The organism is Streptomyces sp. NPDC029041 (assembly GCF_040637515.1).
In the GTDB taxonomy this organism is placed as follows: Bacteria; Actinomycetota; Actinomycetes; order Streptomycetales; family Streptomycetaceae; genus Streptomyces.
The window spans coordinates 266,660-280,057 of the sequence record NZ_JBEZWO010000004.1; the positions used below are offsets into that span (position 1 = coordinate 266,660).

The window sequence follows — 13,398 nt, forward strand, 5'->3', positions numbered from 1 at the left end:
TGACCGCGGGGTGACGGGGGTACGCGCAGCCGACGCTACGCCGACGGGTCGGGCGGAAGCAGGGCTTCCCCTTCTTCCCGCCGCCCCCGCACGGCACTCGTGGCGCTCGTGCCCCTCGCCTCACGAACGTACGTCATGCCCGCGCCGTGCCCCGATTCCCCCGTACGGATCACAGGTCACACAGGCGGCTGCCCGATGGCGGAAGCTGTCAGGTGTGGCCCTCCGCGCGATCCCCGCCGTCCCACCGCGCCCGTCTCATGTCGATGCGCGGCAGGTGCCCCTCGGCGGCGCGGCTCGCCTCCTTCAGGGGCGTGCCCTCCGCCCGGTAGTGGCCGAGGGCCCGTTGTTCGTGCCCCGGCAGCAGGACGCCGTCCGCGCGGACGACACGCCACCACGGAGCGGCTCCGCCGTAGAGCGCCATCACACGGCCGACCTGGCGCGGGCCGCCCTGCTCCAGCCACTCGGCGACGTCCCCGTAGGTCATGACATGTCCCGCCGGGATCAGCTCGGCGACGTCGAGGACCCGCTCGGCGTACTCGGGCAGCGCCTGCGCGAGCTCGTCCTCGTACGGGCCCCCCTCAGGGCTCCTCTGCTCACTCATCCGCCCCATCCTGCCCCACCCCACCGACAACGGGCCGGGCGTACTCCGGAGCGTTTCCCCCACGGGGCGGGGACGCATCGGGCAGACTGTCCGCCCCCGCATGTGCACCCTGATTGCCCCATGTGCCGGTGCGGCATGCCACCATCATGCGGGCGGTGACCGGTGATACGAGACCAAGAAGAGACGATGAAGCAGCAGGGTGCGCACCCCGAGGACACGGAGGGCACCTCTGACGCTTCGTCGCGCCCGGGCACTCCGGAGGCGGGCCAGAAGAGGGCGGCGAAGAAGACCCGCGTGGCCGCCGAGGAGCCGGACTTCGCGCACATCGACGAGGTGGAGGGCGACGAACCGCTGCTCCCCGCGCGCGTGCACCGCCCGTCCGACCTGATGCGTCTGCTGGTGGGAGTGCTCGCCGTCGCGGTCCTGATCGGGATCGCCGCGTTCGCGCACGGCACCACCTCGGGCCTCGAACAGGACATCAACAAGGGCACCGGGCAGGCACCCGACCTGCTCATCAAGATCGCGGGGCTGGCCTCCAGCATCGCCATTCTGCTGGTGCCGGTCGCCTTCGCCATCGAGCGGCTGATCAAACGGGATGGGCTCCGCATCGCCGACGGCGTCCTCGCGGCGGTCCTCGCACACGGCGTGACCCTCGCCACGGACCTGTGGGTCGCCCGGGCGGCACCCGACTCCATCCAGGAGGCGCTCACCCAGCCCTCCCCCGGCGACGTCCACGCGCTGACCGACCCCGTGCACGGATACCTGGCCCCGGTCATCGCCTACATGACGGCCGTCGGCATGTCCCGCCGGCCGAGATGGCGCGCGGTGCTGTGGGTCGTGCTGCTCCTCGACGCCTTCTCGATGCTCGTCACCGGGTACACGACCCCGTTCTCGATCATCCTGACCGTGCTGATCGGCTGGACCGTGGCCTACGGCACGCTGTACGCGGTCGGCTCGCCCAATGTCCGGCCCACGGGGCAGACCCTGATGGCCGGCCTGCGGACCGTCGGCTTCCGCCCGGTCAGCGCGTCCCGCGAGGACACCTCGGACAATCCGGACACGGGGGACCGGGGGCGGCGCTACTTCGTCACCCTCGAGGACGGCCCGCCCCTGGATGTCACGGTGGTCGACCGGGAGCAGCAGGCTCAGGGCTTCTTCTACCGCGCGTGGCGCAACCTCACCCTGCGCGGCTTCGCCACCCGCAGCAGTCTCCAGTCCCTGCGGCAGGCCCTGGAGCAGGAGGCGCTGCTGGCGTACGCGGCCATCGCGGCCGGCGCCAACGCACCCAAGCTGATCGCCACCTCCGAGCTCGGCCCCGACGCGGTGATGCTCGTCTACGAGCACAGCGGCGCCCGCACCCTCGACTCGCTGCCGGACGAGGAGATCACCGACGAGCTGCTGCGCGGCACCTGGCACCAGGTGAAGGCGCTGCAGTCACGGCGCATCGCGCATCGCAGACTGGTGGGCGACGCGATCCTGGTGGATCGTTCCGGCACGGTGATCCTCACCGATCTGCGCGTGGGCGAGATCGCGGCCGGTGACCTGCTGCTGCGCATGGACACCTCCCAGCTGCTGGTGACGCTCGGCCTCCGGGTGGGCGCCGAGCGGGCGGTGGCCTCCGCGGTGGGCGTGCTCGGTCCCGACGCCGTGGCGGACTGTCTGCCGATGCTCCAGCCCATCGCGCTCAGCCGCTCCACGCGCGCGACACTGCGCAGACTGGCCCGGGAGCGGGCACAGCGCGAGCGCGAAGCGGTCCTGGAGGCTTCCCGGCTGGCCAAGCAGGCCCGCCTGGAGGAGGACGCGGACCGATCCGGGCCCGTCCAGGAGAAACCCGACAAGAAGGCCGTACGGGCGGAGCAGCGCGCGGAGAAACGGGCGATCGACGAAGCCCTGGAGGAGGCGCGCGAGGAGGACCTGCTCACGCAGATCCGGCACGCGGTGCTGCGGATCAGGCCGCAGGCGCCCGTCGAGCCGGCCCGGCTGGAGCGGGTGCGTCCGCGGACGCTGATCAGTTTCATCGCCGGCGCGATCGGCGCGTACTTCCTGCTGACGCAGCTCACACACATCGAGTTCGGGCCGCTCATCGCGAACGCCGAGTGGGGCTGGGTCGCCGCGGCCGTGCTGTTCTCCATGGGCAGCTACGTCGCCGCGGCCATGGCCCTGCTGGGGTTCGTACCCGAGCGGGTGCCGTTCCTGCGGACCGTGGCGGCGCAGGTCGCCGGGTCGTTCGTGAAGATCGTCGCTCCGGCGGCCGTCGGGGGTGTCGCGCTGAACACGCGCTTCCTGCAGCGCGCGGGAGTGCGGCCGGGGCTCGCGGTGGCGAGTGTCGGCGCGTCGCAGTTGTTCGGGCTCGGCTGCCACATCCTGATGCTGCTGTCCTTCGGCTATCTGACCGGCACCGAGAAGACGCCGTCGCTGTCACCGTCCCGGACGGTCATCGCCGGCCTGCTGACGGTGGCAGTGCTCGTGCTCGTGGTGACCTCGGTGCCGTTCCTGCGGAAGTTCGTCGTCACGCGCGTGCGGTCGCTGTTCGCCGGTGTCGTGCCGCGCATGCTGGACGTGCTCCAGCGGCCGCAGAAGCTGGTCACGGGCATCGGCGGCATGTTGCTGCTGACGGCCTGCTTCGTGATGTGCCTGGACGCGTCGATCCGCGCGTTCGGCGACGAGTCCACCTCGATCAGCATCGCCAGCGTCGCCGTCGTCTTCCTCGCGGGCAACGCCCTCGGGTCCGCGGCTCCGACGCCGGGCGGTGTGGGCGCGGTCGAGGCGACCCTGACGGTCGGACTGATCGCCGTCGGGCTCCCGAAGGAGGTCGCGGCACCGGCGGTCCTGCTGTTCCGCCTGCTGACCCTGTGGCTGCCCGTCCTGCCGGGCTGGCTGGCCTTCAACCACCTCTCACGCAAGCAGGCCCTCTGAGACGACCGGGACGCCGACGCGCCGTTCCGCGCCGTCAGCCCGGACCGGCAGGCTCTGTGGCCTCAAAGAACCCTCCTACCTCGTACGGCACGCGTCCCGCGCGCCCCGTCCGGGACCGCCGCAGGATGGAACCATGCCGTCCCTCCTCCGGCTGCGCGCCGCCGCCCTGACCGCCTCCGCCGTGCTGCTGTCCACTGTGCTGGCGGGCTGCAGCGACGACGCCGGGGACGAGGACGTGACGCGGCAGGAACTGAGCTGGAAGGCCTGCCCGGCACCGGACGAGGCCCAGGGCGGCGGTCCCGCGCCCACTCCCCTGCCGGACGACGGTGAGTGGCAGTGTGCGACCATGAAGGCCCCGCTCGACTGGAGCGACCCCAAGGGCGACACGATCGGCCTCGAGCTGATCAGGGTCAGGACCACCGGCACCGGGAACGACCGCATCGGCTCGCTCGTCTTCAACTTCGGCGGCCCCGGCGCCTCGGGCGTCACCACGCTGCCCGCTTTCGCCGAGGACTACGAGAAACTGCGCACCCGCTACGACCTGGTCAGTTTCGACCCGCGCGGGGTCGGCCGCAGCGACCCGGTGATCTGCGCGAACGACCAGCAGCTCGACGCCTACTTCCAGCAGGACGGCACCCCCGACGACGCCGCCGAACGCACGCAGCTCCTGGACAGCACCAAGGAGTTCAACGACGCCTGCGAGGAGAACTCGGAGAAGGTCCTGCCGCACGTGCGCACCACCGACGCGGCCCGCGACCTGGACCTGATGCGCCAGGTCCTCGGCGACGACAAGCTGCACTACTTCGGCATCTCCTACGGCACCGAACTGGGCGGCGTCTACGCCCACCTGTTCCCCGAGCGGGTCGGCCGTGCCGTGTTCGACGCCGTCGTCGACCCCACGCGGGACCCCGAACAGGGCGCGCTGGGGCAGACCAAGGGCTTCCAGCTCGCGCTCGACAACTTCGCCGAGGACTGCGTGTCGAAGACCGAGGAGTGCCCGATCGGCGACAGCGCGCAGGACCTGAAGGACCGCATCGGCACCCTGCTGGACGACCTCGACCGCACCCCGCTCCCGGGGATCTTCCCCCGCCAGCTGACCCAGACCGCGGCGATCAGCGGCATCTTGCAGACCCTGTACTCGAAGGACCTCTGGGACATCCTCACCGACGGCCTGGAGGAGGCCTACGACGGCAACGGCAGCACCCTGCTGCTGCTCTCCGACTCGAGTAACGGGCGCAGCGAGAACGGCGAGTACGACAACTCGACCGCCGCCTACACCGCCATCAGCTGCGCCGATGCCAAACCGCGCTACGACGCCGCCTACGTGGAGCGGCGGCTGCCGGAGTTCCGGGCCGCGTCACCCCTGTTCGGCGACGCCCTGGCCTGGGGCATGATCGGCTGCACCGACTGGACCGTGCCGGGCGCGGCCGACCACCCCGACGTCAGCGCTCCGGGCTCGGCGCCCATTCTGGTCGTCGGCAACACGGGTGACCCGGCCACGCCGTACGAGGGCGCGAGAGCGATGGTGAACGCGCTGGGCAAGGGCGTCGGAGTGGAGCTCACCTACCGGGGCCAGGGTCACGGCGCCTACGACAGCAAGAACCCGTGTGTGCAGGGCGCGGTGAACGGCTATCTGCTGGACGGGAAGGTACCGCCGGCCGGGACCGTCTGCACCTGACGCCGTCAGCGACCCGGACGAACTCGCAGGTCACAGGGTTATCCACAGGCTGAGGCGGTCGCTGCGGGATGTGCCTACCATGGCCGGACCGCCTTCCGCTGCACGAAGCGGACGGCCTGCGAGGGGGGATGGCCCATGGCACGCTTTGTTCGGTGGACCGCTCTGGCGGCCGTATCGGCCCTGCTGGCCGCGGGCTGCGGCGGCGGTCCGTCCGACGACAAGAGCGGGCTGTCCTGGGGGCGTTGCAAAGCCACGTCCGACGGCCCCGCACCGAGCAGCGACTGGCAGTGCGCGACGCTGAAGGTGCCGCTGGACTGGTCGAAGCCGGACGGCGAGACGATCGGCCTGGGTCTGATCCGCGCCAGGGCGCGCGGCGGCGACCGCGTCGGCTCACTGCTGTTCAACTTCGGCGGTCCGGGCGCCTCGGGCGTGTCCATGATGCCGTCGTACGCCCCGGCCGTCTCCTCACTGCGCGAGCGGTACGACCTGGTGAGCTGGGACCCCCGCGGGGTGGGCGCGAGCGAGGGGGTCCGCTGCCGGAGCGACAAGCAGATCCTGGCCGCCGAAACGGTGGACCTCACGCCGGACACCCCCGCCGAGGAGAAGGCGTACCTGGCGGACACCACCGACTTCGGCAAGGGCTGCCGGAAGGACGCCGGGGAGCTCATGTCCCACGTCTCGACCGCCGACTCGGCCCGTGACATGGACCGCATCCGTGAAGTCCTCGGCGACAAGAGGATGAACTACTTCGGCATCTCCTACGGCACCGAACTGGGCGGCACCTACGCCCATCTGTTCCCGAAGAAGGTGGGACGCATGACGCTGGACGCGGTCGTCGACCCCGGCGCGGACACCGTGGGCCACGCCGAGGACCAGGCCCGGGGATTCCAGCGCGCTTTGAACAATTACCTCGAGTCCACCGGCCAGGACCCGCAGGAGGGCTCGCGGAAGATCGCGGCCCTGTTGCGGCGGATCGACGCCCGGCCCCTCCCGGCGGGCCTGCCCGGGCGGAAGCTGACCCAGGCCCTCGCGGTGACGGGCATCATCCTGCCGCTGTACAGCAAGGATAGCTGGCCGACGCTGACCGGCGCCCTCGACGCGGCCGAACGGGGCGACGGCTCGGAGCTGCTGACCCTCGCAGACCGCTACAACGAACGTCAGCCGTCGGGGCGCTACGGCACGACGCGCCACTCCCAGCGGGTCATATCGTGCCTGGACGACCGGGAGCGGCCGACGGTGGCCGAGACGAAGCGGCTGCTGCCCCGGTTCGAGAAGATCTCCCCGGTCTTCGGGACGTTCCTCGGCTGGGACACGGCCGGCTGGTGCCACGACTGGCCGGTGCCGGGACAGCACGACACCCCGGAAGTGAGCGCCCCGGGCGCGGCCCCCGTCCTGGTGGTCGGCAACACCGGCGACCCGGCAACCCCGTTCGAAGGCGCGCGCAGGATGGCCGACGAACTGGGCAAGGGCGTCGGAGTGCTGCTCACCTGGCGGGGCGAGGGACATGGTGCGTACGGCAGCGGGAGCGACTGCGTCGACTCCACGGTGGACGCCTACCTGCTGGACGGTTCGGTGCCGAAGGACGGCACGGTCTGCTCATGACGACGGCGGGGGCCTCGGACACCCGTGGTGCCCGAGGCCCCCGCCGTTCGGGAAGGGAGGCCGGATACGGCTCAGTACACCGGCTTGGACGGCTCGATCTGGTTGACCCAGCCGATCACGCCGCCGCCGACGTGCACCGCGTCCGAGAAGCCCGCGGACTTCAGCACCGCGAGGACTTCCGCACTGCGGACACCCGTCTTGCAATGCAGGACGATCTTCTTGTCCTGCGGGAGGCTCTCCAGAGCGGTGCCCATGAGGAACTCGTTCTTCGGGATCAGCCGGGCGCCCGGGATGGAGACGATCTCGTACTCGTTCGGCTCACGGACGTCGATGATGTCGATGCTCTCGCCGTCGTCGATCCACTCCTTGAGCTGCTTGGGAGTGATCGTGGAGTCGGCGGCCGCCGCCTGGGCCTCCTCGGACACGACGCCGCAGAAGGCCTCGTAGTCGATGAGTTCGGTGACGGTCGGGTTCTCGCCGCAGACCGCGCAGTTCGGGTCCTTGCGGACCTTGACCTGGCGGTACTGCATCTCCAGGGCGTCGTAGATCATCAACCGGCCGACCAGCGGGTCACCGATGCCGGCGAGCAGCTTGATGGCCTCGTTGACCTGGATGGAGCCGATGGACGCGCACAGCACGCCCAGGACGCCGCCCTCGGCGCAGGAGGGGACCATGCCGGGGGGCGGGGGCTCCGGGTACAGGCAGCGGTAGCAGGGGCCGTGCTCGGACCAGAAGACGGACGCCTGGCCGTCGAAGCGGTAGATCGAGCCCCAGACGTACGGCTTGTTCAGCAGCACGCAGGCGTCGTTGACCAGGTAGCGGGTCGCGAAGTTGTCCGTGCCGTCGACGATCAGGTCGTACTGGCTGAAGATGTCCATCACGTTGTCGGCCTCGAGCCGCTCCTCGTGAAGGATCACGTTCACGTACGGGTTGATGCCCTTGACGCTGTCGCGGGCGGACTCGGCCTTGGGGCGGCCGATGTCGGCCTGGCTGTGGATGATCTGGCGCTGCAGGTTCGACTCGTCGACCTCGTCGAACTCCACGATGCCGAGGGTGCCCACGCCCGCGGCGGCCAGGTACATCAGCGCCGGCGAGCCCAGGCCGCCGGCGCCCACACACAGCACCTTGGCGTTCTTCAGCCGCTTCTGCCCGTCCATGCCCACGTCGGGGATGATCAGGTGGCGGGAGTACCTGCGGACCTCGTCTACGGTGAGCTCGGAAGCCGGCTCGACCAGGGGTGGCAGCGACACGGGGACTCCGTTGGTCGGTCAATCACTACGGTTGTTCTCCCCGTAACAGTGCCATGCGCTTTTTCATTCCGAGACACCTGTTCCGACCCGCGAGACGAATTCGTCCCAGTAGCCGGGCATGGCCTCCCAGGGGTCGGTGTGACCGCCCCCGTCCGTGTGGTCGGTGATCCAGACCGTCGCGGCGCCCTGCCAGCGGGCGATGCGCAGCGCCTCCGCCAGGTGGGGGCGGGGCACGCCGTGGACGAAGTGGCAGAAGTGCTCGGGGGCGTGGTCGGCGGTCCACTCGGCCACCTGCGACCAGCGGTAGTCGCTCCAGGGTCCGGAGAAGGTGACCAGTTGGTCGGCGAGCTCGACGTAGCCGGGGTGCGGGTGGATGCCGTGGCCGAGGACGATGTGGGCAGCGTCACGGATCACGCGGAGCGTGGCGACCGTACGGCGGATCTCGGGCAGACCGGCGTGGTCCGCGGGGCAGCGCTCCAGGAGAAAGCCGTCGACCTGGTACCAGTCGACGAACCTGTGGGCGTCGGAGATCAGTTCGCCGAAGTTCCGGGTGCCGTACCGGGTGTCGAGGTGGCCGAGGACGCGGATGCCCGCGTTGCGCAGGCGGCCGGCCGCCGCCAGGCAGTGCGGGTCGGGGCGCGCGCCGGGGCCGTCGGCCACGTTGAGGACCACCCAGTGCAGCGGGGTGCCGGGGCGGGTCAGCTCGCCCCATTCGGTGGGGGCGAGGAGGGGGTGTGCGTAGCCGGGTACCCCGACGCCGGGGCGGAGTTCCGTACCCGAGGTGCTCCGCCGGGATCTGGTCAGATGCGGCATGCCGCCTCCATCCAGATGTCGGCGAGGGACTCCTCCAGGCCGATCCGGGGACGCCAGCCGAGCCGGTCGCGCGCGGTGCGCACGTCGGCCTGCTGCCAGCTGCCGCAGCCGTCCGGGTACGGGTACGCGACGGGGGGCGCGTGGTCCGGGTCGGGGCGGGGATGGCCGATGGCCGTGCGCAGGGCACCGGGCGGACCGTCGAGTTCGTGGAGGGCGCCGCCGTATCCGGCGACGCGGGCGAGGACCCCGGCGGCGTCGCGCAGGCGCACGGCGCGGCCGGAGCCGATGTTGATGACGCCCTGCGCGGCGGAGAGCGAGGCGGCGTGGACGGCGCGGGCCACGTCGCGGACGTCGACGAAGTCTCGCTGGGCGCCGAGCCCGCCGAGTTTCAGCTCGCCGTCGCCGGACTGCATGGCGCGGCGCATGGCCTCGGCGAGACGGCCCAGTGGGGAGCCGGCGGGGGTGCCGGGACCGGCCGGTGAGAAGACGCGCAGGACGACGGCGTCCAGACCGGAGCCGAGGACCAGTTCGGTGGCGGCGAGTTTGCTGACGCCGTACGGGCCGCCGGGCCGGGGCACCGCGTCCTCGGCGGTGGAGGAGCCGGGCTGGCTCGGGCCGTACTCCGCGCTGCAGCCGATCTGCACCAGCCGGGCGCCGCAGCCGCTGCGGCGCAGGGCCTCGCAGACGGTGGCGACGGCGACGGTGTTGTGGCGGGTGAGCTCGCGGGCCCCGCCGCGGGTGGCGCCCGCGCAGTTGACGACGACACCCGGGTGGACGGCGTCGAGGAAGCGGGTGAGGGCACCGGGGCTGCCGGAGGCGAGGTCGAAGCGGACGTCGGCGTCGTCACCACGGCCGAGGGCGGTGAGCTGCACGGCCGGGTCGGCGAGCAGGCGGTCGGCGACGAAGCGCCCGATGTAGCCGTTGGCTCCGATCAGCAGGACTCTCATCGCGTGGCTCCCGGGGTCGCCGGGGTTCCTGGGTGGGTGATCATGCGGGTTCTCCTCGAGGCGTAAAGGAAAAAGAAGGGGAAGGGGAAGGAAGGGCAGACAGCAGGAAGAGACGGGGCGGGGCGGGAGCCGCCCGCGGCGGCGGGACCGGTGTCGGCGGCGGGAACGGCGTCGGCTGCGGGAACGGCGTCGACGGGGATCACCGCGCGGGCTCCTGCGGGGCGTGGGCCGAGGCCCGGGTGAGCTTGCGGGTCGCGTGGAACAGCAGGGCCAGAGCCGCCGCTCCGCAGGCGAGGGTGGGGATGCTGCCGGCACCCCAGGTGGTGGCGAGGGTCTGGACGGGGGTGGCCAGGAAGGCGAGACCGGGGAGGCGGGAGGCGAAGACCGTGGCGAGGGCGACCGCCTCTGCCGTGGCCGTCGCGGTGAGGACCACGGCGGGGGCGTAGGTGAAGCCGTGCACCGTGAGGACGCGGGCCAGGTACAGCAGCGCCCCCAGGGCCAGGGCCTGAGCGGAGGCACCGGACTCGCCGAGGACTTCCCCGCAGAGGGCGAGCAGGGCCGCCGAGGCACCCAGGAACAGGGCGAACGTGCCGAGCAGGAGGGGCCGCACGGCGGCGGCGAAGTCCTCCAGACCGCGGCTGGAGGCGAGCCTGCGGTGGGCGCGCACGGTGAGGAGGTGCGTGATCCAGGCGGCGGGCGCGCAGGCCAGGGCGAGAGCCAGGACGGGGGCGGCGGTGAGGGGCCAGGGGCCGTCGGGCGCGCCGGTGGGCAGGGCGTCGGGGCCTCCGGTGAGGGCGTTGCGGAGCAGCCCGTCGCCCAGGAGGGCGTAGAGGACGAGCCACAGGGTCCACGGGGTGGTCCTGCCGGTGGCTGCGCCCGGCCGCGGCCCGGGCCGGCCCGTGTAGGTCCTGCTCAGGGGCCCTCGGCGCAGGGCCGCACGGAATCCCAGGGCCACCGCGAGGGCGCCCGCCGCGGCCGCGAACAGGCGCGGCTGCCCGTGGGTGAGGTGCACGGCGGCCACGGCTGCGGCGCACAGCGCACCGGGCAGAAGGGTCAGGAACGCCCAGTCGGCGCGCACCCGGGGAGGGGCGGGCGGTGCGGGCGGGGGCGTGTCCCCGTCCCGCGCAACCCGCGCGTACATCTCCTCGGCGAGGGAGAAGACATCGCGGTGGCGGAAGCGGGCGGCGATCCGGTCGGTGATGCCGTGCGCCTCCAGTCCTGCGGCGATCTCCAAGGGGTCGACCGCGCGCTCACAGAGTTCACGGTGCCGGTGCATCAGCGCCTTGACCGGATCGGCTGCGCCGCGACGCGGGGCGGAGGCCTTCTGCGCGGCGGCGGATTCCCCCCCGCCGGGAGCCGGGCGGTCGAGCACCGGATCACGGCTCCCGGGCACCTTGCGGGCGGCCACGCACTCGCCGGGCACCTTGCGATCGGCAGCACGCTCCCCCACGCCGGGCACCTCGCGCCCGGCTGCGGGCTGTCGGCTCCCGGCCGTGCGTTCCGCGAACGCCTCCGGGGCTGCTTCCGGGGCCCGCGGGACAGGGACTTCGGGGGCTTCCGGGGCTTCCGGGGCTTTCCGGCCTTCCGGGGCCAGTTCATTCAAGTCGCTCATCACGCACCCTCCTGGGCGGGCACGGGAGTGGTCGCCCGCACAGGTCCGCCCGCTGCCCGGCCGGGGCCGCTGCGGGCGGCGGCAAGAGGGGGTGAGGCGGCGGTCCAGCGGACGGGCACATGGGCCTCGGCGGGAACCGCGAACGGCAGGGGCGCCCCCGCTCCGTCGAGGAGGACACGGCGGACGGGCGCGCGGGAAACGATCTCCAGGTAAAGGCCGTGGAACGCCTCGATGTTCTGCTCGACCGTGAACAGTTCGAGGGCACGGGCACGAGCGGCGGCGCCCAGGCGCGCCCGGCGCTGGGGGTCGCGCAGCAGCGCCACGCACGCGTCGGCGAGCGCCCGCGGATTGCGCGGCGGTACGACGAGGCCCGTGCCGCCGATGACCTCCACGACCGCGCCGACGTCCGTCGACACCGTCGCGCGCCCGCAGAGCATGGCCTCGACGAGGCCGACGGGGAATCCCTCGACCACGCTGGACAGGACGGTCACGGCACCCGAGGCGTGGGCGTCGGCGACGGACGGGATGTCCGGGCCGCCGATCTCCTCGAAGGACACCGGATTGTCGCCGGCGGTGTGCGGGCCCTCGGCCTCGTCGGGGAAGAGCTGGGCGGCCAGCGTCCTGCAGTGACCGAGGTAGGCGGCCCCCTCGGGACCGGCGGGGGCACCCACGATGCGCAGCCGCGTCCTCGGCTCCTGCTTGCGTACCTCCGCGAAGGCGTGCAGGAGCGAGACCAGGTCCTTGGCGGGCTCGACACGGCCGACCCAGACGAGCGTGTCCGGGTCCGTGCAGTCCGGGGTCTCGCCCACCTCGGCGAAGGGCCGGGCCTCCATGCCGGGGTGTACCGTGCGGAGCTTGTGCCGGTCGGCACCGCAGCGCTCCTGCCAGCGGCGGGTGTGGGTGTTGCCGGCGGTGACGACCTCGGCCCGCCCGTAGGCCTCGGCCGCGAGCCGGCCCTGGAAGGCCGCCAGCAGGGACCGTACGGCGGGCGGGGCGTCCGGGGCGGTCAGATAGTGCGTCCGCAGGCGCACGCCGTACTCGGTCACCATCAGGGGTACGCCGGTGAAGTGCCGGGCCAGCAGGCCGGGCAGGACCGCCGTACCGCCGGACGCGGCGTGGCAGAGGTCGACGGCGCCGAGCCCGTCCTCCTCGTACCAGTCGAGGGAGAGGGGGCGCAGGGCGCGGTCGAGATGTGCGGCGACGGTGAGCAGATCCGGTACGCGCGCCTCCCGCGCGGCGCGGTGGGCGCCGGGCGCACGACAGGCGCGTTCCAGGGTGCGTACGGCGGCTTCCGACCGGAGCGTTCCCGCCAGGCCGCCCTCCTCGCGCGCGAGTTCGGCGAGCCCGTACAGAGCGTTGGCGAAACGGTCCGCCTCTGAGGCCGGCGCGCCTTCGGACAGCCCTCCGGCGGGACTGGGAGCACTCCCGGCCCCCGGTCCCTCGCACACCACCGCGGCCAGTTCCCCGAAGCACTCCGTGAACCGCCGGCGTGCACGGCGCCCGAGCGTCGCCTCGTCGTCCTCGGCCATCCACAGGGGCGCGGTGCGCACCCGGTGGACGTTCGGTGACAGCGGGACCCAGCCCTCGTCCTCCTGGTGCTCGCTGCGACTGAGCGCGTAGACGTCGAACTCGTGCTGGGCGAGCCCGCGCACCAGCCGGTCGCACCAGAGCCTGGCGTCACCGCTCACATACGGATAGCCACCTTCCGTAAGCAGTCCGATGCGCACGTGTGCACCCCCGATCTCCCGTGTGGAGAGCCGCCGTTGCCCGGCGGCTCGCAGCGGGACGAACGTATGCGGACAAGGCGGTGGTGCGACGGACGGTTGTCCGTCGCACCACCAAAAGGGGTGAACGGTCGTAACTTTCCCGTGCGGGTCGCGTTTTGTCGCGCTAGGAGATCAACCGGACACGGATCGTCATGCCGCGGCCGATTCGAGTCGCTCCGCCCGGGGTCCTGCCGGGGCCGATCCGAATGCCCC

At 72.4% G+C, this 13,398-nt stretch carries 9 protein-coding genes; 3 read left to right on the forward strand and 6 right to left on the reverse strand.

Going from position 1 to position 13,398, the window contains the following annotated elements:
* Nucleotides 1-208: 208 nt before the first annotated feature.
* Entirely contained in the window at nucleotides 209-601 is a 393-nt protein-coding gene (locus AB0F04_RS11585; RefSeq protein WP_362040172.1) for an MGMT family protein, read from the reverse strand.
* 186 nt (nucleotides 602-787) lie between these two features.
* Between AB0F04_RS11585 and AB0F04_RS11590 the strand changes: the two genes are divergently transcribed.
* From AB0F04_RS11590 to AB0F04_RS11600, 3 genes are all read left to right on the forward strand, one after another.
* A complete protein-coding gene (locus tag AB0F04_RS11590) occupies nucleotides 788-3,517 on the forward strand; it encodes a lysylphosphatidylglycerol synthase domain-containing protein (RefSeq protein WP_362040175.1) in 2,730 nt (909 codons plus the stop codon).
* Between the two features lie 133 nt (nucleotides 3,518-3,650).
* Nucleotides 3,651-5,195, forward strand: a complete 1,545-nt coding sequence (locus AB0F04_RS11595) for an alpha/beta hydrolase (RefSeq protein WP_362040177.1) — start codon at nucleotides 3,651-3,653, stop codon at nucleotides 5,193-5,195.
* Between the two features lie 135 nt (nucleotides 5,196-5,330).
* Nucleotides 5,331-6,797, forward strand: a complete 1,467-nt coding sequence (locus AB0F04_RS11600; protein WP_362040178.1) for an alpha/beta hydrolase — start codon at nucleotides 5,331-5,333, stop codon at nucleotides 6,795-6,797.
* Nucleotides 6,798-6,868: 71 nt separating this feature from the next.
* Here the strand turns inward: AB0F04_RS11600 and moeZ are convergent, their stop codons facing one another.
* From moeZ to AB0F04_RS11625, 5 genes are all read right to left on the reverse strand, one after another.
* Nucleotides 6,869-8,047, reverse strand: a complete 1,179-nt coding sequence (gene moeZ / locus AB0F04_RS11605; RefSeq protein WP_031112256.1) for an adenylyltransferase/sulfurtransferase MoeZ — start codon at nucleotides 8,045-8,047, stop codon at nucleotides 6,869-6,871.
* 63 nt (nucleotides 8,048-8,110) lie between these two features.
* Nucleotides 8,111-8,860 carry a spherulation-specific family 4 protein gene (locus AB0F04_RS11610; protein ID WP_362040181.1) on the reverse strand — a complete coding sequence of 250 codons (750 nt, stop codon included), beginning with the start codon at nucleotides 8,858-8,860 and terminating at the stop codon, nucleotides 8,111-8,113.
* Nucleotides 8,848-9,807 carry an NAD-dependent epimerase/dehydratase family protein gene (locus AB0F04_RS11615; protein ID WP_362040184.1) on the reverse strand — a complete coding sequence of 320 codons (960 nt, stop codon included), beginning with the start codon at nucleotides 9,805-9,807 and terminating at the stop codon, nucleotides 8,848-8,850. The genes AB0F04_RS11610 and AB0F04_RS11615 overlap by 13 nt, the downstream gene beginning before the upstream one ends.
* A gap of 199 nt (nucleotides 9,808-10,006) precedes the next feature.
* Nucleotides 10,007-11,179, reverse strand: coding sequence for a hypothetical protein (locus AB0F04_RS11620; RefSeq protein ID WP_362040812.1), 1,173 nt, complete (start codon nucleotides 11,177-11,179; stop codon nucleotides 10,007-10,009).
* A 239-nt stretch (nucleotides 11,180-11,418) separates the two neighbouring features.
* Complete coding sequence (locus tag AB0F04_RS11625) at nucleotides 11,419-13,146, reverse strand: DUF3492 domain-containing protein (RefSeq protein WP_362040187.1); 1,728 nt, start codon at nucleotides 13,144-13,146, stop codon at nucleotides 11,419-11,421.
* Between the last annotated feature and the right edge of the window lie 252 nt (nucleotides 13,147-13,398).

Bases quoted from the DNA above. Each gene is read 5' to 3' on its own strand.
- AB0F04_RS11585 (WP_362040172.1), bottom strand. From the start codon at position 601: ATGAGTGAGCAGAGGAGCCCTGAGGGGGGCCCGTACGAGGACGAGCTC.
- AB0F04_RS11590 (WP_362040175.1), top strand. From the start codon at position 788: ATGAAGCAGCAGGGTGCGCACCCCGAGGACACGGAGGGCACCTCTGAC.
- AB0F04_RS11595 (WP_362040177.1), top strand. From the start codon at position 3,651: ATGCCGTCCCTCCTCCGGCTGCGCGCCGCCGCCCTGACCGCCTCCGCC.
- AB0F04_RS11600 (WP_362040178.1), top strand. From the start codon at position 5,331: ATGGCACGCTTTGTTCGGTGGACCGCTCTGGCGGCCGTATCGGCCCTG.
- AB0F04_RS11610 (WP_362040181.1), bottom strand. From the start codon at position 8,860: ATGCCGCATCTGACCAGATCCCGGCGGAGCACCTCGGGTACGGAACTC.
- AB0F04_RS11615 (WP_362040184.1), bottom strand. From the start codon at position 9,807: ATGAGAGTCCTGCTGATCGGAGCCAACGGCTACATCGGGCGCTTCGTC.